This window comes from Mesorhizobium sp. P2_E7, from assembly GCF_056403855.1.
In genome coordinates, this window is record NZ_JBFUER010000001.1 from 1,817,500 (window position 1) to 1,837,250 (window position 19,751).

The 19,751-nt window shown below is 63.2% G+C and carries 20 protein-coding genes and 1 pseudogene; 9 read left to right on the plus strand and 12 right to left on the minus strand.

Annotation, left to right across the window (positions count from 1 at the left end; all coding sequences use genetic code 11):
- Window positions 1-21 precede the first annotated feature (21 nt).
- The 4 genes from AC1DYC_RS09235 (at window position 22) to AC1DYC_RS09250 (ending at window position 4,648) form a co-directional block, all read left to right on the plus strand.
- Complete coding sequence (locus tag AC1DYC_RS09235; protein WP_477307418.1) at window positions 22-996, plus strand: methyltetrahydrofolate cobalamin methyltransferase; 975 nt, start codon at window positions 22-24, stop codon at window positions 994-996.
- Complete coding sequence (locus tag AC1DYC_RS09240) at window positions 947-3,076, plus strand: ASKHA domain-containing protein (RefSeq protein WP_477405644.1); 2,130 nt, start codon at window positions 947-949, stop codon at window positions 3,074-3,076. The genes AC1DYC_RS09235 and AC1DYC_RS09240 overlap by 50 nt, the downstream gene beginning before the upstream one ends.
- A 186-nt stretch (window positions 3,077-3,262) precedes the next feature.
- A complete protein-coding gene (locus AC1DYC_RS09245; protein ID WP_477307422.1) occupies window positions 3,263-3,430 on the plus strand; it encodes a hypothetical protein in 168 nt (55 codons plus the stop codon).
- 252 nt (window positions 3,431-3,682) lie between these two features.
- Window positions 3,683-4,648 carry an alpha/beta hydrolase gene (locus AC1DYC_RS09250; RefSeq protein WP_477405646.1) on the plus strand — a complete coding sequence of 322 codons (966 nt, stop codon included), beginning with the start codon at window positions 3,683-3,685 and terminating at the stop codon, window positions 4,646-4,648.
- A 1-nt stretch (window position 4,649) separates the two neighbouring features.
- Here AC1DYC_RS09250 and AC1DYC_RS09255 read toward each other — a convergent pair whose 3' ends face one another.
- On the minus strand, window positions 4,650-5,549 hold the full coding sequence (locus tag AC1DYC_RS09255; RefSeq protein WP_023670389.1) for a LysR substrate-binding domain-containing protein: 900 nt from the start codon (window positions 5,547-5,549) through the stop codon (window positions 4,650-4,652).
- Window positions 5,550-5,751: 202 nt separating this feature from the next.
- Here AC1DYC_RS09255 and AC1DYC_RS09260 point away from each other — a divergent pair, with 202 nt between their 5' ends.
- The 3 genes from AC1DYC_RS09260 (at window position 5,752) to AC1DYC_RS09270 (ending at window position 7,701) form a co-directional block, all read left to right on the plus strand.
- Complete coding sequence (locus AC1DYC_RS09260) at window positions 5,752-5,937, plus strand: hypothetical protein (protein ID WP_477405648.1); 186 nt, start codon at window positions 5,752-5,754, stop codon at window positions 5,935-5,937.
- A 341-nt stretch (window positions 5,938-6,278) separates the two neighbouring features.
- Window positions 6,279-6,413, plus strand: a complete 135-nt coding sequence (locus AC1DYC_RS09265) for a hypothetical protein (protein WP_112565447.1) — start codon at window positions 6,279-6,281, stop codon at window positions 6,411-6,413.
- Between the two features lie 349 nt (window positions 6,414-6,762).
- Window positions 6,763-7,701: a GlxA family transcriptional regulator gene (locus AC1DYC_RS09270; RefSeq protein WP_348643807.1), complete on the plus strand. Its 939-nt coding sequence runs from the start codon at window positions 6,763-6,765 to the stop codon at window positions 7,699-7,701.
- Window positions 7,702-7,750: 49 nt separating this feature from the next.
- On the opposite strand, the gene AC1DYC_RS09275 is transcribed toward AC1DYC_RS09270, so the two are convergent.
- Window positions 7,751-8,545, minus strand: coding sequence for a class I SAM-dependent methyltransferase (locus AC1DYC_RS09275; RefSeq protein ID WP_477405650.1), 795 nt, complete (start codon window positions 8,543-8,545; stop codon window positions 7,751-7,753).
- Between the two features lie 80 nt (window positions 8,546-8,625).
- On the opposite strand from AC1DYC_RS09275, the gene AC1DYC_RS09280 reads away from it, so the two are divergent.
- On the plus strand, window positions 8,626-9,474 hold the full coding sequence (locus AC1DYC_RS09280; RefSeq protein ID WP_477405652.1) for a hypothetical protein: 849 nt from the start codon (window positions 8,626-8,628) through the stop codon (window positions 9,472-9,474).
- A 28-nt stretch (window positions 9,475-9,502) separates the two neighbouring features.
- Here the strand turns inward: AC1DYC_RS09280 and AC1DYC_RS09285 are convergent, their stop codons facing one another.
- The 4 genes from AC1DYC_RS09285 to AC1DYC_RS09300 all read right to left on the minus strand — a co-directional run bounded on the left by AC1DYC_RS09285 (window position 9,503) and on the right by AC1DYC_RS09300 (window position 14,349).
- The gene (locus tag AC1DYC_RS09285; RefSeq protein WP_477405654.1) at window positions 9,503-10,348 is read right to left on the minus strand and encodes a DUF1194 domain-containing protein; all 846 of its coding nucleotides are present in this window, start codon (window positions 10,346-10,348) and stop codon (window positions 9,503-9,505) included.
- 94 nt (window positions 10,349-10,442) lie between these two features.
- Window positions 10,443-11,273, minus strand: a complete 831-nt coding sequence (locus tag AC1DYC_RS09290; RefSeq protein WP_477405656.1) for a M50 family metallopeptidase — start codon at window positions 11,271-11,273, stop codon at window positions 10,443-10,445.
- A gap of 126 nt (window positions 11,274-11,399) precedes the next feature.
- Complete coding sequence (locus tag AC1DYC_RS09295) at window positions 11,400-13,961, minus strand: GcvT family protein (protein ID WP_477405658.1); 2,562 nt, start codon at window positions 13,959-13,961, stop codon at window positions 11,400-11,402.
- Between the two features lie 121 nt (window positions 13,962-14,082).
- On the minus strand, window positions 14,083-14,349 hold the full coding sequence (locus AC1DYC_RS09300; protein ID WP_477408340.1) for a hypothetical protein: 267 nt from the start codon (window positions 14,347-14,349) through the stop codon (window positions 14,083-14,085).
- On the opposite strand from AC1DYC_RS09300, the pseudogene AC1DYC_RS09305 reads away from it, so the two are divergent.
- A pseudogene (locus AC1DYC_RS09305) lies at window positions 14,322-14,618 on the plus strand (helix-turn-helix domain-containing protein); the annotation flags it as partial. The gene AC1DYC_RS09300 and the pseudogene AC1DYC_RS09305 overlap by 28 nt on opposite strands.
- On the opposite strand, the gene AC1DYC_RS09310 reads toward AC1DYC_RS09305, so the two are convergent.
- The 6 genes from AC1DYC_RS09310 to thiC are packed head-to-tail and all read right to left on the minus strand — an operon-like array spanning window position 14,573 to window position 19,743.
- A complete protein-coding gene (locus tag AC1DYC_RS09310) occupies window positions 14,573-15,379 on the minus strand; it encodes a hydroxymethylpyrimidine/phosphomethylpyrimidine kinase (protein ID WP_477405660.1) in 807 nt (268 codons plus the stop codon). The pseudogene AC1DYC_RS09305 and the gene AC1DYC_RS09310 overlap by 46 nt on opposite strands.
- A complete protein-coding gene (locus AC1DYC_RS09315; protein WP_477405661.1) occupies window positions 15,370-15,975 on the minus strand; it encodes a thiamine phosphate synthase in 606 nt (201 codons plus the stop codon). The genes AC1DYC_RS09310 and AC1DYC_RS09315 overlap by 10 nt, the downstream gene beginning before the upstream one ends.
- A complete protein-coding gene (locus AC1DYC_RS09320; RefSeq protein WP_477405663.1) occupies window positions 15,972-16,745 on the minus strand; it encodes a thiazole synthase in 774 nt (257 codons plus the stop codon). The genes AC1DYC_RS09315 and AC1DYC_RS09320 overlap by 4 nt, the downstream gene beginning before the upstream one ends.
- 1 nt (window position 16,746) lies before the next feature.
- Window positions 16,747-16,944 carry a sulfur carrier protein ThiS gene (thiS, locus tag AC1DYC_RS09325; RefSeq protein ID WP_477307442.1) on the minus strand — a complete coding sequence of 66 codons (198 nt, stop codon included), beginning with the start codon at window positions 16,942-16,944 and terminating at the stop codon, window positions 16,747-16,749.
- Window positions 16,913-17,911, minus strand: coding sequence for a glycine oxidase ThiO (gene thiO / locus AC1DYC_RS09330; protein ID WP_477405665.1), 999 nt, complete (start codon window positions 17,909-17,911; stop codon window positions 16,913-16,915). The genes thiS and thiO overlap by 32 nt, the downstream gene beginning before the upstream one ends.
- A complete protein-coding gene (gene thiC / locus AC1DYC_RS09335; protein ID WP_477405667.1) occupies window positions 17,908-19,743 on the minus strand; it encodes a phosphomethylpyrimidine synthase ThiC in 1,836 nt (611 codons plus the stop codon). The genes thiO and thiC overlap by 4 nt, the downstream gene beginning before the upstream one ends.
- Between the last annotated feature and the right edge of the window lie 8 nt (window positions 19,744-19,751).

Genomic DNA, 19,751 nt, shown 5'->3' on the forward strand with positions numbered 1-19,751 from the left:
TATATCAGGCGGAGAGACTTCATGACCCGGACCATCGTCGCCTCGGCGACACGCGAGATCATCATCGGCTTCGACCAGCCCTTTTGCGTGATTGGTGAGCGCATCAACCCAACCGGCCGCAAGAAGCTGGCCGCCGAGATGATCGCCGGCAATTTCGAGACCGTCATCAAGGACGCGCTGGAACAGGCCGCCTGCGGCGCCACCATGCTCGACGTCAATGCCGGCGTCACCTCGGTCAATCCCAATGAGACTGAACCGGGCCTTCTGGTGCAGACGCTGGAGATCGTGCAGGGCCTGGTCGATCTGCCGCTGTCGATCGACTCCTCGGTCACCGCTGCCATCGAGGCCGCCCTCAAGGTCGCCAAGGGCCGCCCGCTGGTCAACTCCGTCACCGGCGAGGAAGAAAAGCTCGAAGCCATCCTGCCGCTGGTCAAGAAGTACAACGTCCCGGTCGTGGCCATCTCCAATGACGAGACCGGCATTTCGATGGATCCGGACGTGCGCTTTGCCGTCGCCAAGAAGATCGTCGAGCGCTGCGCCGATTTCGGCATCCCGGCGCATGACGTCGTCGTCGACCCGCTGGTGATGCCGATCGGCGCGCTGGGCGACGCCGGCCGCCAGGTGTTTGCGCTGCTGCGCCGCCTGCGCGAAGAGCTCAAGGTCAACACCACGTGCGGCCTCTCCAACATCTCGTTTGGCCTGCCGCACCGCCACGGCATCAACGCCGCTTTCATCCCGATGGTGATCGGCGCTGGCATGACATCGGCCATCATGAACCCGGTGCGCCCGCAGGAAATGGAAGCCGTGCGCGGCGCCAATGTGCTGAACGGCACTGACGAGAACTGCACCAACTGGATCAGGACCTACAAGGACTACAAGCCGGCCGAAGGTGGCCAGGCGGTAGCTGCGCCCACGGCTGTCAACGCGCCGGGCGACGCTGCTGCCAATGGTGGCCGCCGTCGTGGCGGTCGCGAAGCCCGGATGGGTCGAGGATAAGCGCGCAATCGTGAACTCGCCTGCAAACATTACCGATCCGCTCGTGCTGTTCATGCCGTCAGGCAAGCGCGGGCGGTTTCCCGTTGGCACATCGGTGCTCGATGCCGCGCGCCAGCTTGGCGTCTATGTCGAAAGCGTCTGCGGCGGCCGCGCCACCTGCGGACGCTGCCAGATCGAGGTGCAGGAAGGCAATTTCGCCAAGCACAAGATCGTCTCGTCCAACGACCACATTTCGCAGAAGGGCGCCAAGGAAGAGCGCTATGAGCGCGTGCGTGGCCTGCCCGAACGACGCCGCCTGTCCTGCTCGGCGCAGATCCTCGGCGACCTCGTCATCGATGTGCCGCAGGACACGGTCATCAACGCGCAGACCATCCGCAAGGATGCCGACACCCGCGTCATCGCCCGCGATGCCGCGATCCGCATGTGCTATGTCGAGATCGAAGAGCCCGACATGCACAAGCCGCTCGGCGATCTCGACCGCCTGAAGATCGCCTTGATGAAGGATTGGGGCTTTAAAAACCTCGAATTCGATTTCTATCTGATGCCGCAGGTGCAAGGCATACTGCGCAAGGGCAACTGGACCGCCACCGCCGCCATCCACAAGGATGCCGAAAGCGACATCGCCCGCGTCATCGCACTGTGGCCTGGCCTCAAGAACGAGGCCTATGGACTGGCCTGCGACATTGGCTCGACCACCATCGCCATGCATCTGGTGTCGCTGCTGTCGGGCCGCGTCGCCGCCTCGTCCGGCACCTCGAACCCGCAGATCCGCTTCGGCGAGGATCTGATGAGCCGCGTCTCCTATGTGATGATGAACCCGGACGGCCGCGAGGGCATGACGGTCGCCGTGCGCGAGGCGATCTCCGGCCTCGTCGACAAGGTCTGCGCCGAAGGCAACGTCCAGCGCAACGACATCCTGGATTCCGTCTTTGTCGGCAATCCGATCATGCACCATCTGTTCCTCGGCATCGATCCGACCGAGCTCGGCGGCGCCCCCTTCGCGCTCGCCGTCTCGGGCGCGGTGCGCATCAAGGCCTCCGATATCGGCCTGAAGCTCAACCAGGGCGCGCGCCTCTACATGCTGCCTTGCATTGCCGGCCATGTCGGTGCCGATGCCGCTGCCGTCACCCTGTCGGAAGGCCCGCACCGCCAGGACGAGATGATGCTGATCGTCGACGTCGGCACCAATGCCGAGATCGTGCTCGGCAATCGCACGCGAGTCGTCGCTGCCTCCTCTCCGACCGGCCCGGCCTTCGAGGGCGCCGAAATCTCCGGCGGCCAGCGCGCCGCCCCAGGTGCCATCGAGCGCGTGCGCATCGACCCGGACACGTTGGAGCCGAAATACCGCGTCATCGGCTCAGAACTGTGGTCCGACGAACCGGGCTTCCTCGACAGTGTGCAGGCCACCGGCGTCACCGGCATCTGCGGCTCCGGCATCATCGAGATCGTCGCCGAAATGTACCTCGCCGGAATCATCTCCGAGGATGGCGTCGTCGATGGCTCCCTTGCCGCCCGCTCGCCGCGCGTCACCGCCAATGGCCGCACCTTCTCCTATGTGCTGAAGGAAGGTGAACCCAAGATCACCATCACCCAGACCGACGTGCGCGCAATCCAGCTTGCCAAGGCAGCGCTCTATGCCGGCACCAAGCTTTTGATGGAAAAGCAGAACACCGAGCATGTAGACCGCATCCATTTCGCCGGCGCCTTCGGCTCCTTCATCGATCCGAAATACGCCATGGTGCTTGGCCTGATCCCGGATTGCGACCTCGACAAGGTCTCGGCCGTTGGCAACGCGGCCGGCGCGGGCGCGCGCATGGCGCTGCTCAACCGCGGCTATCGCCGCGAGATCGAGGACACGGTCAGCCACATCGAGAAGATCGAAACCGCGCTGGAGCCGAAATTCCAGGAGCATTTCGTCTACGCCATGGCGCTGCCGAACAAGGTCGATCCGTTCCCGAAACTGTCGGCGGCGGTGAAATTGCCGCCGCGCAAGACGGTGAGCGAGGATGGCATCGCCGGCGATGCCGCCCCGCGCCGGCGTTCTCGCGAGGGCCACGCGGCCAGGCGCAGCCGGGAATAGGCCGGCCGCCAAGGCCGGCGAATTCTTTCAATTTCATTTGTATGCAGATGTTTCCAGATCGCACCGATCTGGAAACCGAAGCGCTGTTTTGGCGCAATCCATCCGATACAGACGTGAAGCATTTAACGGGCATCGAATGGCGGGCCGGACTAATCCGCCGTCACAACGCTTCAAAGGAGAATGACGATGTTCAACAGCCTCGGCCGTTTTCGTGCGGCCATCAAGCATGCCCAGTCCGTGCGCGCCATGAACAGCCTGCCGCCCGAAGTGCAGAAGGACCTTGGCTGGCCCGTGTCGCCGCGCATCGACGCCCAGGCTAACCTGACGCGCCTGATCCTGGGCTCGGGCCGCTGATGACCTTCGCCGACAAATGCAAATTGCTGACCAAACGCCGGGGCCGCCGCGTGGTCCCGGCGACGACCGACATCAAGCTGCGCGCCGCGCTGCTGCCGCGGCGCTGAGCGCATTTGCGGGAAAACTGCAAGCTCGGTTGATCAAACAACCGTGTTGCGTTGGGCCAAATTCTTGACATTTCGGCTGGAGGTACGATGTTCGAGATAGTAGGGGAATTCTCTTAGTCGGCTGCGGCCGAGCTTGTGTATTCGAATGCCCAGTTTCAAAAGCCACCTCGTTTCCTTCATACTCCGGCATAGCCGGAAGAAGGCGTTTGCCAGCCCGGAAAATCTGCAGCGCTGGATCGCCTATGCACGCAAGACCGAGGACTACCATCCGCCGGCATTGCTGCGTGAACGGCTCGATATCACCGAGCGCAGCGTCGATGGCTTTCCCGTCTACGAGATCGCGCCGAAGGCCGGCGAGCGCAGGCGCATCCTCTACATGCATGGCGGCGCCTTTGTCTTCCAGATCACCTCCTATCATTGGGGGCTGATCGCCGAGATGGCCGAACGGCTGGGTTTTGGCATCACCGTGCCGATCTACCCGATTGCCCCCGAGCATGATTTCCACGCCATGTTCGGCATGGTCGGCGACGTCTACCGGCAGATGCTGGATGAGACGGACGCCGAAGACATCGTCTTCATGGGCGATTCCGCCGGCGGCAACATGGCCGTGGTGCTGACCATGATGGCGGCCGAAGAAGGCCTGCCCTTGCCGTCGCGCCACGTGCTGATTTCGCCCGGCCTCGACATGTCGCTGTCCAACCCGGAAGTGTTCGAGGCGGAACGCAACGATCCGTGGCTCGGCATTCCCGGCGGGCTGGAGGCGATACGCATGTACAGTGCCGGCATCGATCGCAGCGACTGGCATATCAGCCCGCTCTACGGCGACCTCTCGGTGCTGCCGCAGACCCTGCTTCTGACCGGCTCGCATGACCTGCTCAGCCCCGACAATCTGATCTTCGCCAAAAAGGCGCGCGCTGCCGGCGTCGATATCGACGTCGTCTACGAGGAAGGCATGTTCCACGTCTGGCCGCTGATCGAGATGCCGGAGGCGCGCCGCGCCAGGGACAGCATCGTCACTTTCCTCGCCGGTGAGCCCACCAGGCGGCGCGCAACTGCGCCGCGCAGAGCGCGAACCGCTTTCGCCGCGCGCCCTGCGGAAGCAGCGGAATAGATCAGAACTTTCCGGTTTCCCGGAACAGTTCGAAGGTCGCGCGGATGTGGTCGGCGACGGCCTTGACCGGCGCGCTGGCGTCCGGCGACACCACCATCGCCAGATTGTAGGTGCCGATATCGGGCATGCCGTCCTTCGGGCATAGTTCGACCATGTCGTTGCCGAGGAACGACTTCGGCAGCGGTGCCACCGCGAGATCCGACATGATGGCGGCGCGCTGGCCGGCCGTATGCGCACTCATATAGGCGATGCGGTAGTTGCGGCCCTCACGGCTCAGCGCATCGAGCGCGCCGGCCCGCCAGGCGCAGCCCTCTTCCCACAACGACACCGGCAAAGGCTCGCGCAGATGCGCGCTGCCGCCCTTGGCGCCGGCCCAGACGATCGGCTCGGTCAGCAGAACCTCGGCACCGAGCGCGCTGGTCTTGTAGGAATTGGTCAACAGCGTGATGTCAAGCGCCCGGTCGTCCATGCGCCGGCGCAGATTGCTGCTCTGGTCGATGGTGACGTCGACGGCAATCGACGGATGCGATTGCGCGAAGCGCTTCAAGACATGTGGCAGCACGCGCTCGCCATAATCGTCCGGCGATCCGAGCCGCACCACACCGACGATCTCGGGGATGATGAACTTGGACACCACCTCACGGTTGATCGACAGCAGCCTGCGGGCATAGCCGAGCAGCATCTCGCCATCGGTGGTCAACGTCACCGAGCGCGCATCGCGCGCGAAGACCGAGCGGCCGAGGATGTCCTCGAGCTTCTTGATCTGCATGGAGACCGCCGACGGCGTACGGAACACCGCATTGGCAGCGGTGGTGAAGCTGCCGGTCTCCGCAATGGCCACGAAGGTGCGCAAAACGTCGAGATCGAGCAGCGGCAGCGGATGATTGAGTGGGGCGTTCATCGGGATCGACCTTCAATTTTTCTGATGTGAAGCATCATTCCATTTCGTTTGATTGAACATCAGATTGGGAGGATAGTCAACTCCATCGAAGGCAGGACGTGCCCTGGGTCGAAAAGCTCCTGACACAAAACTGCATCGGTACGGAATATCCCGGCGACGAAACGCGTTCGTGCGGGACGTGCCACAACCAAAGGAGAATGAAATGTCTATCCTGTCATCCATCGGTCGGCTTGCGACCGAGTTCAGCGCGGCCCGCGCCCGCTTCCAGACCGAACGTGCGATCCGCTCGCTGCCGATCGAACTGCAGAAGGATATCGGCTGGCCTGAAGCTGCCGACGCCAAGACCGGTGCACGCCACGGCGTCGGATCCTGGGCTGGAGCAAAGTAAACCATTGTGTATCATGTGCTGAAGGCCTGCCGCGCAGACCAGCCCGGCAGGCCTTCTCTATTTTATTCGTACTCAAATGAATTTCAGAGCCATGTTGCCACTGCATGGCGCATATGTGCAAGTTGCATAACGCCTCAATGTCGCGCTTAACACGTTGTAAGTAATCGTAAATTTTAGGCAGAATGCCCAGAAATGTCGCAATCGATGTCGCATTTCCATTCAAGCGCTTCGCATTTGCGATTTAGTTTCTGCTCACACACGCCTATATCAGCGCCAGCAAACGAGCTGCCCCACTCCATCAAGCGAAGGCGACCCGTCTGAGCAACCGATAGGAGATGATGATGAAGCTTTTTGCCCGCCTTTTCCCCCGCCGCGAAATGAACCTGACGACCGCTCTCGAGCGCCAGCGCCTTGCCAACACCATGCCCGGCCAGACCGGCGCCATGAATGCGGTGCGCCTCGGCTTCGTCGCCTGAGATCACGACTACCGCGCAGCGCTCCCTGCCGCTGTCGACAGTCGATTACAGCGCCGCTTCGGTTTGACCGAGGCGGCGTTTTTCGTTCTGAAGCCGATGTTGCGGGGTAGCGATGCTCATTCCGGCGGCAGCCTTTGCCCGTCATCCCGGACAATTGCCCATTTGCGACCCATGTCGCAAAATTAGTTGCTACTTGGCCGCCTAGCCGATTGACAGGAATGGTTTTTCCTGATGTCGCTATGCTGTTCGCGACATCCTGTTCGCGCCATGGCTGCGTGAGGTTCCCTTGAACGCCGTAAAGCATCCGATCAAGCGATCGTTTGTATTCTTCCTCGTCCCCGACTTCACCATGATCGCCTTTGCGACGGCGCTCGACCCGCTGCGCTCGGCCAACCGCATGCTCGGCTATGAGGCCTATTGCTGGCGCCTCGCCAGCATCGACGGCAAGCCGGTGCGCGCCTCCAACGGCGTCGAATGCGCTGTCAACACCTCGCTCGAAGAAGAGCGCAAGAAGATGGCCGGACCGGACCGGCCGAACATGGCCATCGTCTGCAGCGGCGTGAATGTCGAGCGCTACCAGAACAGGTCGGCTTTCGCCTGGCTGCGCGAGGAGTATAACAGAGGCGTCGCCGTCGGCGGCCTGTGCACCGGCGCGCATATCCTCGCCGCCGCCGGCCTGTTGTCCAACAAGCGCTGCGCCATCCACTGGGAGAATCTGCCGGGCTTTTCCGAGGCTTTTCCGAAGGCCAATGTCTTTGCCGACCTCTTCGAGATCGACCAGAACATCTACACCTGCGCCGGCGGCACCGCCGCGCTCGACATGATGCTGAAGCTGATCGGCGACGATTTCGACGACAATCTGGTCAATCGTGTCTGCGAACAGGTGCTGACCGACCGCGTGCGCAGCCCGACAGACCGCCAGCGCCTGCCGCTGCGCGCCCGCCTCGGCGTGCAGAATTCGAAAGTGCTGACCATCATCGAACTGATGGAAGGCAACCTCTCCGAGCCGCTGTCGCTGATCGAGATCGCCGACCATGTCGACCTGTCGCGCCGCCAGATCGAGCGCCTGTTCCGCACCGAGATGGGCAGGTCCCCTGCCCGCTACTATCTCGAAATCCGCCTCGACCGCGCCCGGCACCTCTTGATCCAGTCGTCGATGCCGGTGGTCGAGGTGGCGGTCGCCTGCGGCTTCGTCTCGGCCTCGCATTTCTCCAAATGCTACCGCGAGCTCTACGCCCGCTCGCCGCAGCAGGAGCGCGTCGACCGCAAGCAGCTGCTGGCCGCCTGAAGCTCTTCAGTACGGCGCGTCCTCTCGGACGCGCCTCGATCTGTTCGAGCTACTTGCGTGGCGACCTGACGACCAGGACCGGACACCGCTCGGCCACCGGATAATCGCCGCTGGCAACGAGGCGGACATCCTCGAAGTAGCGCGACGCTTCCGCCACATGCAGGTCCTCGCCCAGCCAGCAGCAGATCGTGTCGGAATCCTTGTAGAGGTTGATGAAGCCGAAATCGTCCGGCTGCCAGCCGCCAGCCGCCATCAAGGCGGTTCGGTCACCAAACATGTCGACGATGGCGTCCCACACGGCCGACATCTTCAGGCCGTAGTCCGGCGCGGCAGCCGGCAGCGACAAGGCAATGCGAAGAACGATCTCGGCCAGCGCCCTGACCCGACCGGAAAGCGCGTCGGCCTTGATGGCTTCGAGGGGCTCCGCAGACTTGGGCCGCGCAAACAGCCTGATGCCGGCGCGGCCGCCGGGCCGTAGCACACGGGCCATTTCTTCAAGGCATTTCAGCCGCTGCGCCTCGGTCGTCACCGCCGACAGGCAACCGTCGCCGACAATGACGTCGAGGCTCTTGTCGGGCAAAGGCAGGTCCAGCCAGTTCCCGGCAACCGCCTTTCTGGAGGCGTCGTCACCGATCCACAGCGCGCCGATCATATGCGGGTTGGCATCGACGGCAACCAGGCTCCGGCCGAGCCGGGCGAATTCCGGCGTGACGCCAAGCAATGCCAGGTCGGCCGCATCGGTATCGAGCTCGCGTCTCAGCACGCCGACGACATCGGCATGCGGCCGCATCGGCGGCTTGAACAGATCCCAGGTTCTGCCGATTTGTGCCCACAGGTCGGACATGCCGATCACCCCCTTTTGTAGTTCCCCGGAACAGGGCTTTATATTACCACTTGCTGAAACGGAAGCGGCCGGGGGGCCAGATGGCGCACATCGTGGTGATCACGCACGAGCATGACCGCTTGCTCGAGCGCAAGATTTTCCGACGCGCCCAGAGCAGCTACATGATCCACGGCATCCTCGAGGAACTGCGCCGGCACGGTCATTCGTGGGAGATCGCCAAAGGGCCATCGAGCCGAGCGAGGGGCGATGCGGCCATTCTTCACGTCGACGCTACGCTGGTCGAACCGGCCTACAGCGAATATGGCCGTCGCTTCCCGCTTTGCCTGAATGTCGGCGTAAGCGATATCTCGAAACACCGTATCAGCGTCGCCAGGGTGATCCAAGGTGACGGCTGGAAAGGCCCGGTCATCGTCAAGGGCAACCTGAACTGCAGCGGCCTGCCGGAAGCACGCATAAACGCTCGCGCCACGCGGGCGGGAAGGCCCGCGCCGTTCCCCGACGCCTTGGTGATGAAGGAATATGACGTGTTCGAAAGCCCTTCGCTGGTACCGCCGGCGGCTTTCGATGACCCGGCCCTGCTGGTCGAACGGTTCCTGCCTGAAATCGAGCCTGACGGGTTTGCCCTGCGCTACTGGGTCTTTTGCGGCGACTATGATTTTTGCGGTCGCTTCGTCTCACGCGACCGCATCATCAAGGGCGCGACGGTGTTTCGCAGCGAAATTTGCCCAGTCCCTGAAGACCTGCGCCGTCGACGCAAGGAATTGGGCTTCGACTATGGCAAGTTCGACTTCGCCGTACATGACGGCAAGACCTACCTGATGGACGCCAACAAGACGCCTGGCAGGATTCCGCTTGACGCTGGGAAAGTCGCGTCCCCGCCGCGCATGGCGGACGCATTGGACCGTCTGATCCGCAACGCATTGTCCTGAAGGCAATCGTCTGCCAGCCAAGGCAAGCCTAGTGAGCGTCGAACATCCAGCTGCGGTCGCGCCACATTTTTTCGCCGACCTGGCAGTCGGTCGGCCGGTCCTGCGCCAGCACCACCGGCGGGTGAGCGGCTTCTTCGCTTGCCCATTGCGGCGAAGCGGGGCCGGCCAGCTCCAGCACCAGCTTGCGGCGGATGGCTTCGGGAAACTGCGTCCAGTCATTGACGGGGATCATGAAGGCGCCAGGCCCGCCGATAACGCAGTCGCTGTAGTAGCGGTCGAGATTGTTGACGTCGTAGCCGCCAAACCCGCCGCCGCGCGTCATCAGCGGCAGGCCGTTGATGATGATGCCTTGCTTGACCACCGCGTCGCGGGTGATGTCGACGGGCGCGCCCTGATTGTTGGGCCCGTCACCGGAAATGTCGATGACGCGCTTTGTCCCCTGGAAGCCGCTTTCGGCGAAAAGGTCGCTGCCGAATTCCAGCGCGCCGGATATCGAGGTGCGCCGGGCGCTGGCCGGCGGATGAGCGGAAAGCTGCGCGGCAACCCGTTCCGCGTCGGCCCGGCTGGCGATCACCGTCCACGGCACGACGACCACCTGCGTGGTCGCTCCCGCCCATTCGACATAGGTGACGGCGACCTTGCCATAGGCGCCGTCGGCAATCGCTTGCAGCACATTGTCGTGCGTCAGCGCAGCCGCATAGCCGTGACGCTGTATCTCGAGTTCGGCCGGCGACATCGACAGGGACACGTCGACGGCCAGCACCAGCTCGACATCGACCGGCTCGGCGGCATGAACTGCCGGCGCCAGACAGAGCCCCAGCGCCAGCGCGGCGCTGCCGGAAAGGAAATGTCTTGCGCGCGAAAAAGCAGACATGCCGCAAGGTAAGCGAGAATCAGCGGCCGACAAAGGGAAAAGGCGGCCTGCCGGTTCTGCGTCTAATCTCGGAAACAGCAGTAGCGGTTCGGCCTCATCTGTCGATCGGCCGCCCGCCCTTCCCGCGCCATTCCACATCATCAACAGTGGCCCTCTCCGGCTCCGGCCGCGGACCCGTCTTCGTTCTGCCGACGCCGCGAAGCGCCCTCCAGTTCGGCTTGAACGATGGCGGCAGCCACAACAGGATGCCGGCGACCGCAGCTGGCAGGATCACGGCAAAACGCAATATTGAGAGCACGACACCACAGAACCCTACGATACGAGCTGCGCGCGCCTCGCCGAAGCGCCGCGCGAGCAAATGCCGGGCGATCATTCCACCATCGAGGGGATATGCCGGCAGAATGTTGAGAATGGCCAGAATTCCGTTCAACAAGGCGCCGACCCATAGCGTCCACGCGAGATAAGTCATCGGCATTGGTGGCGGCGCACTGAACAGGCTGTCCGTTTCTACGGGCGCCGAGGGCCTGGCGATCACGTAGTAGGAAGCAACGAAAAACGCCGCCAACAGGATGTTGGCCAAGGGGCCGGCAAATGCAATCCACGCCCAGCCATAGGGCGAGGTTGCACCGCGCTTGAAGTAGGCCACGCCGCCAAACAGATAGAGCTCAATCCTGTCGGTGCCGATCCCTTGCCGGCGGGCGGCCCATGCATGCGCCAGTTCATGTAGGAACACCGATCCGAAGAACAGCACGGCAAAGATTGACGTGTGGATCAGCGCGGTTTTGGGACGCGTCGACCATTCATGCAGAAAGGGCAGGATGACAGGGATGGCAAAGGTCCAGCTGACGTAAACCGGAATGTTCCCCTTCAGGCTGAACACCAGCGCATCGTTCTTTCGGTCCCAGCCAAATCGCCGCAAATGCATCACTCCGCCCGAAGCAACGGTAGGCGAGAATTGCCCGCTTAAAAAGAGAAAAGCCCGGCAGAGCGCCGGGCTTTCATTCGCTTGCTTTGCGTCGCACCAGAGCCCCGGTCGGGAAACTGGCGGCGCTCAACTTCTCGGCTTCAGATTCTCCGGGTCGTAGAGCGGCTTGTAGCCGACAGCAGCCACCTCGACCGGATAGGTCTCGCCGAAATATTCAATGGCGAACTTGCGGCCTTCCTGGGCATGGGCCCAGGGCAGATAGGCGAGGCCAATGTTCTTGCCGATGGTCGGGCCATAGGCCATCGACGTCGTGAAGGAACGGCGGCCGAGTTCGTCGACCAGCGTCTCGCCCGTCTTCGGATCCATCACCGGCATCGTGCCGACGGGATAGCGGGCAACACCCTTCTTATCGACGTTCTCGGTCATCACCAGCGTGCACAGGATGGCCGGCTGGTGCTCGCGGGCGCGGTATTCCACGTGCTTCGCCTTGCCGCAGAAATCGTTCTCCTTGACCTTCGGACGCGCGAGATCGGCTTCCAGCAGATTGTACTCGGTCAACAGGTCGGCATTCTGCAGGCGCAGGCTTTTTTCCATGCGCCGGGTGTTGGCATAGGTCTCGACGCCGAAAGGCATGACGCCGGTCGAGCGTAGCGCGTCCCAGACGGCGAGGCCGTCCTCGTAGCGCATATGCAACTCCCAGCCCTGCTCGCCGACATAGGAGATGCGGAAGGCGGTGACATCCTTTCCGCCGATCCTGACCGGCTTGATCGCCGCGAACGGGAAATTCTCGATCGACAGCCCCTCAGGATTCTCGACCACCTTCTGCAAGGTCGCACGCGCGTTCGGACCCCAGATGCCGATGGTGACATACTTCTCGGTCACGTCGGTGACGGTGACATCAAAGCCTTTGTCCTGCGCGGTGCGCTGCATGTAGCGGAAGTCGCGCGGGCCGGCGTCGGCGCCGTCGATGACACGGCAGCGGTCGGCCATGCGGATGACGGTAAAGTCGGCGCGCACCATGCCTTCCTCGTCGAGGAAGTGGGTGTAGATGCCTTTGCCGATGTTGTTGTCGCCGCCGATCTTGGCTGCGCACAGCCATTCCAGCAGCGCGACATGGTCGGGACCTTCGACGTCATACATGGAGAAGTGAGAGAGGTTGACGATGCCGCAATCCTCGCTCATCGCCAGATGCTCGGCATTGGACACGCGCCAGAAATGGCGGTTGTCCCATTCGTTCTCACGCACGGGAACCCGATTGCCATACTTCTCCAGCAGGTGCTCGTTGGCGGCATAGCCATGCGCGCGCTCCCAGCCGCCCAGTTCCATGAAGTAGCCGCCGAGTTCTTTCTCGCGCTCCCAGAACGGCGAGCGCCTGATGTTGCGGCCCTTGGAGAACGGCTCGCGCGGATGCACCGCGGGATTGTAAACCTTCATCGCCGTCTCGGTGCAGCGATCCCAGATGAACTGCTCTTTCGTCTGGTGCGGATAGAAGCGTGCATAGTCGATGGCGTGGTGGTCGATCTCCGTGCGGCCGTCGGTCATCCAGTCGGCGATCAGCTTGCCCATGCCGGGGCCGTCCTTGACCCAGATGGCGACGGCATACCAGAGGCCCCGCACCTTCTGGCTCTCGCCCATGGACGGGCCGCCATCGGCGGTCACCTGCAGCAGGCCGTTGAAGGAATGGCTTTCGTTGTAACCGAGCTCGCCCAGGATCGGCGTCAGCTCCATGGCGCGCTCGAGCGGCGCCAGGATTTGTTCCATGTCGAGATCGCGCTGCGACGGCGACAGCCGCGCCTGGTCCTTCTCCAGCAAATCGCGCGGATGGCAGAGGCGCGGATTGTTTTCCTCGTAATAGCCCCACTCGATCTGGCCGCCCTCGGCGGTCTTGGGGTCGCCGGTGTCGCGCATATAGGCCGAATTGCCCTGGTCGCGCAGCAGTGGCCAGCCGATCTCCTTGCCGGTGCCGGCAAACTCGTTGTAGGGGCCGAAGAAGGTCAGCGGATGGTCGATCGGCATCACCGGCAGGTCTTCGCCGACCATTTCGGCAATCAATCGGCCCCAGATGCCGGCGCAGACGATGACATAGTCGGCCATGATGGTGCCGCGGTCGGTGACGACACCCTTGATGCGGCCATCCTCGACAATGAGGGATTTGGCCGGCGTATTGGCGAAGGATTTCAGCTTGCCCGAAGCCTCAGCCTGGTCGACCAGCTTGCCGGCGACCGTCTGCGAACGCGGGATGACCAGGCCTGCATCCGGATCCCACAGGCCGCCCTGCACCATGGACTCTTCGATCAGCGGGAACTTTTCCTTGATCTCGGCCGGCTCGATCAGCCGGGCGCGGGTGCCGAAGGACTTGGCCGAGGCGATCTTGCGCTTGATCTCATCCATGCGGCTGTCGTCGCCGACGCGCGCCACTTCAAGGCCGCCGATACGGGCGTAGTGGCCCATCTTCTCGTAGAAATCGATGGAATAGAGCGTCGTCCAGCAGGACAGGAAGTCATGGCTGGTCGTGTAGCAGAAGTCGGAGGCATGCGCGGTCGAGCCGATATCGGTCGGGATGCCCGACTTGTCGATGCCGACAATGTCGGTCCAGCCGCGCTCGATCAGATGATGGGCGATCGATGCGCCGACAATACCACCCAGGCCGACGATGACGACCTTCGCCTGTTTCGGAAACTCTGCCATTGCCCGCGACTCCAAAGGAATAAAGCGGGCGGACTATAGGGCGGACCGGTAGGGCTATTGAAGCCTGTTTGCGACATTGGCAAAAGGCCGTGCGACCATGGGGCAGAATGTCCTGGCCGGCTCAGTCCAGCCCGGTCTTGCCCGGCGCCCAATAGGCCTTGGCTTTGATCCGCGACGAGCCGACGCCAGCGGTTTTCAGCGCGCGGCTCACATGCTGGATCGACTGCGCCTTGCCGGTCAGCACGAAATGCGCACCGCCGGCGGCAAGGGAGGATGTTTGGGTGGCAACCGCGCCAAGATGTGCTTCGCCAGCGACACGCTCGACCAGGGTGGCGTCGCCGAGGCCGATCGCCTCCAGAACCTGCCGATCGCGGCACGATGGAGACATGGGCGAGCCGCGCCGGGCTCAGCGAACGAACGCTGGCGCGCATTCTTGCGCGTGAAACTGGAATGAGCTTCGGCCGCTGGCGCCAGCAGCTGACGATCATGCTGGCGCTGCAACGCATGGCCACGGGCGCTTCGATCCAGAGCGTGGCGCTCGACCTCGGCTATGAAAGCGCCGGCAGTTTCGTGACCATGTTCAGGAAAGCGCTCGGCACCTCGCCCGGCCGCTACATGGCCGAACGGCGCGGGCCGGCATTGCCTGGCGACGAGTGAGTGACACCGGTGTTGACAAGCTCCTCGAAGACCAGCTGCTTGCCGTCGCGCACGCTGTCTTCAAGCGCCCTCGCCTTCGCCAGATGCGCCGCGATCGCGCTGGCCAGCATGCATCCCGTCCCGCGCATCGATACGGCAAGGCGCGGCGTATCGAAACGGACCAGTTCCCTGTCCGGAACCAGCAGGATGTCAGTCGACCTGTCCCCCTTCGCATGCCCGCCCTTGATCAGCAGAGCCTGAATGCCGGTGGCGGCCAGCAATTCCCGGCCCTGTCTCAGCAGGCCGTCCTCATCCGTTGCCGGTTCCGCGCCGACAAGCAGCGCCAGTTCGAGCAGATTTGGTGTGACCAGGCGACAAAGCGGCATCAGATCGCGCTTCATGAGAGCGACGGCATCGGCGGCCAGAAGCGCCCGGCCCGAAGTGGAAGCCATCACCGGATCCAGCACTGCCGGTATCGATGGATTTTCACGCAGCACGGCGGCGACGGCAACGGCAATCGGCGCGGTTGCCAGCATGCCGATCTTGATGGCCGCAACTTTATTGGCTTGCAACGCCGCCCGCATTTGATCGGCGACCAGACCGGGTTGCAGATGAAGGATGTCGCTGACGGCGTCGTGCGTCTGCACCGTTACCGCGGTGACGGCAAGGCAGCTGCGCAGACCGACGGACGAGACCGTCTCTATATCGCGCGCAAGTCCGGCGCCGCCGCTGGAATCCGATCCGCCGACGACGAGCACGTGCGGATCCTGCCTCAACGCCATCGGTTCGTCTTTTCAATCCATTCCCTGGCGCGCGCTTCAGGATCGGGGTTGAGCGTAATGTCCGTGACCACCGCGGCGCTGTCGGCGCCGGCATCGAAAACGCCACCGAGTCGGTCAGGACTGAGGCCGCCGATGGCGACCAATGGGATAGGCGCGACCCGGCTCTTCCATTCGCCGATCCGTTCAAGGCCCTGCGGCGCCCATTTCATCTTCTTCAAGATGGTTGGATAGACGGGGCCGAGCGCAATGTAATCGGGTTTGGCGGCCATCGCCGTTTGCAGTTCGGCATGATCATGCGTGCTCAATCCAAGCCTTGTGCCTGCCGCCCGTATCTGTGCGAGGTCGGCGGACTGCAGATCCTCCTGGCCAAGATGGACAAAGTCGCAACCTTCCTCGATTGCCAGGCGCCAGTGGTCGTTGATGATGAGTTGGCAGTTGTGTTGGGCACACAAGGCTTTGGCCTTGCGGATTTCCGCACGCAACAGCTCCTCGTCCAAGTCCTTGATGCGAAGCTGCACCAGCCTGACGCCGAGCGGTATCAGCCGCTCGATCCAGGCGGCGCTGTCGACGACCAGGTAGAAGGGGTCGAGCTTCATGAGAACACCGCCCTGCCGAAGGTCGGCGTCGATGGCATGGCGACATTGCGCGGCTCGAGCAGTCCCGAACCGAAAGCTTCGCGGCCGGCTTCGATCGCCTTGCCGAAGGCGCGCGCCATGCCAACCGGGTCGGCTGCCTTGGCAACCGCCGTGTTCAAAAGCACTGCGTCAAAACCGAACTCCATCACGGTTGCCGCATGCGACGGCCGTCCAAGCCCCGCATCCACGATCAACGGAACGTCAGGGAAATGCGCGCGCATCGAGCGCAGCGCCGTGATGTTGATTGGACCAAGGGCGGAGCCGATCGGCGCGCACCACGGCATCAGCACCTTGCAGCCGGCTTCAAGCAGACGCTCAGCCACGACAAGGTCATCGGTCGTATAGGGGAATACTGCAAAACCGTCGTCGCACAGGATGCGCGCGGCCTCGACCAGGCCGAACACGTCAGGCTGCAGCGTGTCGTGGTTGCCGATCACTTCGAGCTTGATCCAGGAGGTGCCGAAGACCTCGCGCGCCATCCTGGCCGTCGTGACGGCTTCCTTGACGGAATGGCAGCCGGCCGTATTTGGCAGGACTTTTACACCGAGCGAGCCGATCAGGGACCAGAATTTCTCGCCGGCCCTGCCGCCTGCCATCTCGCGCCGCAAGGAGACGGTCACCACCGACGTGCCCGATGCCTTGACTGCCTCGGCAAGGATGGCGGGCGACGGATATTGCGCCGTGCCGAGAAGCAGCCGGGACGATAGTGTTGTTCCGAGAAGCTCGAACATTCTAGCCTCCTTGCATCGGTGAAAGAATTTCGATCCGGTCGCCGTCGCTCAACCGGAACTCTGCCCGATTGGCTTTGTGGACGATTTCGCTGTTGACGGCGGTCGCCAGCCAGTCGCCTTCATAGTCGAGTGCGGCGAGCAGGCCCGCCAGCGTTGTGGTGGCGAACTCAAGCACTTCGCCGTTGACGGTCAATTTCATGTGCGAACTCCTTGTCGTCATTGAAGACGCGTTCGGCGGCCAGCCGCGCCATGGCGGGCGCAAGCAGAAAGCCATGCCGATACAGCCCGTTGATCGCGACCGTGTTTCCAAAAACCTCGACACGCGGAAGATTGTCTGAAAAGGCCGGGCGAATACCGGTACCGGTCTCGATGATGCCCGCCTCGCCGAACGCCGGATGCAGGGCGCAGGCCGCACTGAGCAACTCCGTCGTCGAACGGACTGAAACCGGTTCTTCGGACCGGCTTTCGATCATCGTCGCGCCGACCATGAAACACTGGTCGCCGCGTGGAACCAGATAGAGCGGAAAGCGAGGATGAAGCAGCCGGACCGGCCGCGACAGCGAGACATCCGGCGCACGCAGGATCAGCATCTCGCCGCGAACGCCGCGCAACCTGTCGTTGACCGCCGCCATTCCCTTGCAATCAATCTGGCGATCGAAACCGGAAAGCTGATCGCCGTCGGTGCCGAAGCGGAATTCGGAGCCCATGGCTATGAGCTTTTCATACAGCGCCGCCATGGCTTGGCGTGGGTCGAGATGGGCCTCGCCGGGGAAGAAAAGTCCACGGCGAAAGCGGCCGGCGAGATCCGGCTCCAGAAGCGCTATTTCGTCTTCATCGACACGCCGGTACCCTGACGTACGGCTGGCAAACCGGTCGAGTTCGCCAGCATCGCGCGGCGACGCGACGACCAGTGTCCCGGCCCGTGTCACCTGGCCAGGCGTTGCCGCCTCCCACCAGTCGGCCGCGCCGCGTCCAAGCTCCAAAACCGGCTGCTCGGCGCTTTCACGCTCGCACCATGGCGCCAGCATGCCGCCGGCAAACCATGACGCATTGCCGCCAAGGCTTTGCCTTGCCTCTGCAACGACCACGCTCGCGCCGCGCCTGGCGAACTCAAAGGCGGCGGTGAGGCCGGCGACGCCGGCCCCTTTGACCAGCACCCTCGTCACGTCGCCGGTCCCTCTGCCGGCGTTGCCGGTGAGCCGGTCCCGTCCACAGGCATATAGAGGTCGCCTCCGGCGCGATATTTCGCCGCCATGGCGGCCATGCCTTCCTTCTGCGCCTCGGCCCGGATGTCATGGGAAATGCGCATGGAGCAGAATTTCGGCCCGCACATGGAGCAGAAATGCGCCAGCTTGTGCGCCTCCTTGGGCAAGGTCTCGTCGTGGAAGGATCGCGCGGTTTCGGGGTCGAGAGACAGGTTGAACTGGTCCTCCCAGCGGAACTCGAACCGGGCCCGGGAAAGGGCATCGTCCCTGAGCTTTGCCGCCGGATGGCCCTTGGCCAGATCGGCGGCATGGGCCGCGATCTTGTAGGTGATCACCCCCGTCTTGACGTCGTTGCGGTCCGGCAGGCCGAGATGTTCCTTCGGCGTCACGTAGCAGAGCATGGCGGTGCCGAACCAACCGATCATCGCCGCGCCGATGCCGGAGGTGATGTGGTCGTAGCCCGGCGCGATGTCGGTCGTCAGCGGCCCCAGCGTGTAGAACGGCGCCTCGCCGCAGACGGCGAGCTGCTTGTCCATGTTCTGCTTGATCTTGTGCATCGGCACGTGGCCGGGGCCTTCGATCATCACCTGGCAGTCCTTGGCCCAGGCGATCTGCGTCAGTTCGCCGAGCGTTTCCAGTTCGGCGAATTGCGCGGCATCGTTGGCGTCGGCGATCGAGCCAGGACGAAGGCCGTCGCCGAGCGAGAAGGACACATCGTAGGCGCGGCAGATGTCGCAGATCTCCGCAAAGTGTTCATAGAGGAAGCTTTCCCGGTGATGGTGCAGACACCATTTGGCCATGATCGAGCCGCCGCGCGAGACGATGCCGGTGACCCGGTTCACGGTGAGCGGGATGTAGTGCAACCGCACGCCGGCGTGGATGGTAAAATAGTCGACGCCCTGCTCGGCCTGCTCGATCAGCGTGTCGCGATAAACCTCCCAGGTCAGGTCTTCAGCGATGCCGCCGACCTTTTCGAGCGCCTGATAGAGCGGCACCGTGCCGATCGGCACCGGCGCATTGCGAACGATCCATTCGCGGATGTTGTGAATGTTGCGCCCTGTCGAAAGGTCCATCACCGTGTCGGCGCCCCAGCGGATCGCCCACACCATCTTTTCCACCTCTTCGGCCATCGAGGAGGTGACCGCCGAGTTGCCGATGTTGGCGTTGATCTTCACCAGGAAATTGCGGCCGATGATCATCGGCTCGCTTTCGGGATGATTGATATTGGCGGGAATGATGGCCCGTCCGCGCGCCACCTCGTCGCGCACGAACTCCGGGGTGACGAAGTCGGGGATGTCAGCGCCAAAACTTTCGCCGTCGCGCTGCAACTGGCCGCGCAGCATCTCGCGGCCGAGATTCTCGCGGATGGCAACGAACTCCATTTCAGGCGTGATGATGCCGGCGCGCGCATAGGCAAGCTGGGTCACCGCCTTGCCTGCCGTGGCTTTGAGCGGCCGGTTGCGAACCGGAAATTCCGGCGTCAGACGCTCGCCGGCGGCAAATCCGTTGTCTTCCGGCCGCACATGGCGGCCGTCATAGGCCTCGACATCGCCACGCGCCGTAATCCACTCGTGGCGATGCCGGGCAAGGCCATTTTCGATGCTCGTTTCGACAGCCTGATCCGTATAGGGCCCGGATGGATCGTAGACGGTGACGGGCGGCTCGCCGGCCGTCGGATGAACAGAGATTTCGCGCATCGGCACCGCGATGTGCGGATGGACGATACCGGGCTTGTGGATCTTGCGGGAGGCAGGCAGCGGTCCCGTCGAAACGGCGGGGGTAAAGGCATTCATTGTGAGGC

Bases quoted from the DNA above. Each gene is read 5' to 3' on its own strand.
- AC1DYC_RS09245 (WP_477307422.1), top strand. From the start codon at position 3,263: ATGTTCAACAGCCTCGGCCGTTTTCGTGCGGCCATCAAGCATGCCCAG.
- AC1DYC_RS09240 (WP_477405644.1), top strand. From the start codon at position 947: ATGGTGGCCGCCGTCGTGGCGGTCGCGAAGCCCGGATGGGTCGAGGAT.
- AC1DYC_RS09265 (WP_112565447.1), top strand. From the start codon at position 6,279: ATGAAGCTTTTTGCCCGCCTTTTCCCCCGCCGCGAAATGAACCTGACG.
- AC1DYC_RS09285 (WP_477405654.1), bottom strand. From the start codon at position 10,348: ATGTCTGCTTTTTCGCGCGCAAGACATTTCCTTTCCGGCAGCGCCGCG.
- AC1DYC_RS09270 (WP_348643807.1), top strand. From the start codon at position 6,763: ATGATCGCCTTTGCGACGGCGCTCGACCCGCTGCGCTCGGCCAACCGC.
- AC1DYC_RS09320 (WP_477405663.1), bottom strand. From the start codon at position 16,745: ATGTTCGAGCTTCTCGGAACAACACTATCGTCCCGGCTGCTTCTCGGC.
- AC1DYC_RS09290 (WP_477405656.1), bottom strand. From the start codon at position 11,273: ATGCATTTGCGGCGATTTGGCTGGGACCGAAAGAACGATGCGCTGGTG.
- thiS (WP_477307442.1), bottom strand. From the start codon at position 16,944: ATGAAATTGACCGTCAACGGCGAAGTGCTTGAGTTCGCCACCACAACG.
- AC1DYC_RS09250 (WP_477405646.1), top strand. From the start codon at position 3,683: ATGCCCAGTTTCAAAAGCCACCTCGTTTCCTTCATACTCCGGCATAGC.
- AC1DYC_RS09295 (WP_477405658.1), bottom strand. From the start codon at position 13,961: ATGGCAGAGTTTCCGAAACAGGCGAAGGTCGTCATCGTCGGCCTGGGT.
- AC1DYC_RS09315 (WP_477405661.1), bottom strand. From the start codon at position 15,975: ATGAAGCTCGACCCCTTCTACCTGGTCGTCGACAGCGCCGCCTGGATC.
- AC1DYC_RS09235 (WP_477307418.1), top strand. From the start codon at position 22: ATGACCCGGACCATCGTCGCCTCGGCGACACGCGAGATCATCATCGGC.
- AC1DYC_RS09300 (WP_477408340.1), bottom strand. From the start codon at position 14,349: ATGTCTCCATCGTGCCGCGATCGGCAGGTTCTGGAGGCGATCGGCCTC.
- AC1DYC_RS09255 (WP_023670389.1), bottom strand. From the start codon at position 5,549: ATGAACGCCCCACTCAATCATCCGCTGCCGCTGCTCGATCTCGACGTT.
- AC1DYC_RS09260 (WP_477405648.1), top strand. From the start codon at position 5,752: ATGTCTATCCTGTCATCCATCGGTCGGCTTGCGACCGAGTTCAGCGCG.
- AC1DYC_RS09280 (WP_477405652.1), top strand. From the start codon at position 8,626: ATGGCGCACATCGTGGTGATCACGCACGAGCATGACCGCTTGCTCGAG.
- AC1DYC_RS09275 (WP_477405650.1), bottom strand. From the start codon at position 8,545: ATGTCCGACCTGTGGGCACAAATCGGCAGAACCTGGGATCTGTTCAAG.
- thiC (WP_477405667.1), bottom strand. From the start codon at position 19,743: ATGAATGCCTTTACCCCCGCCGTTTCGACGGGACCGCTGCCTGCCTCC.
- AC1DYC_RS09310 (WP_477405660.1), bottom strand. From the start codon at position 15,379: ATGGCGTTGAGGCAGGATCCGCACGTGCTCGTCGTCGGCGGATCGGAT.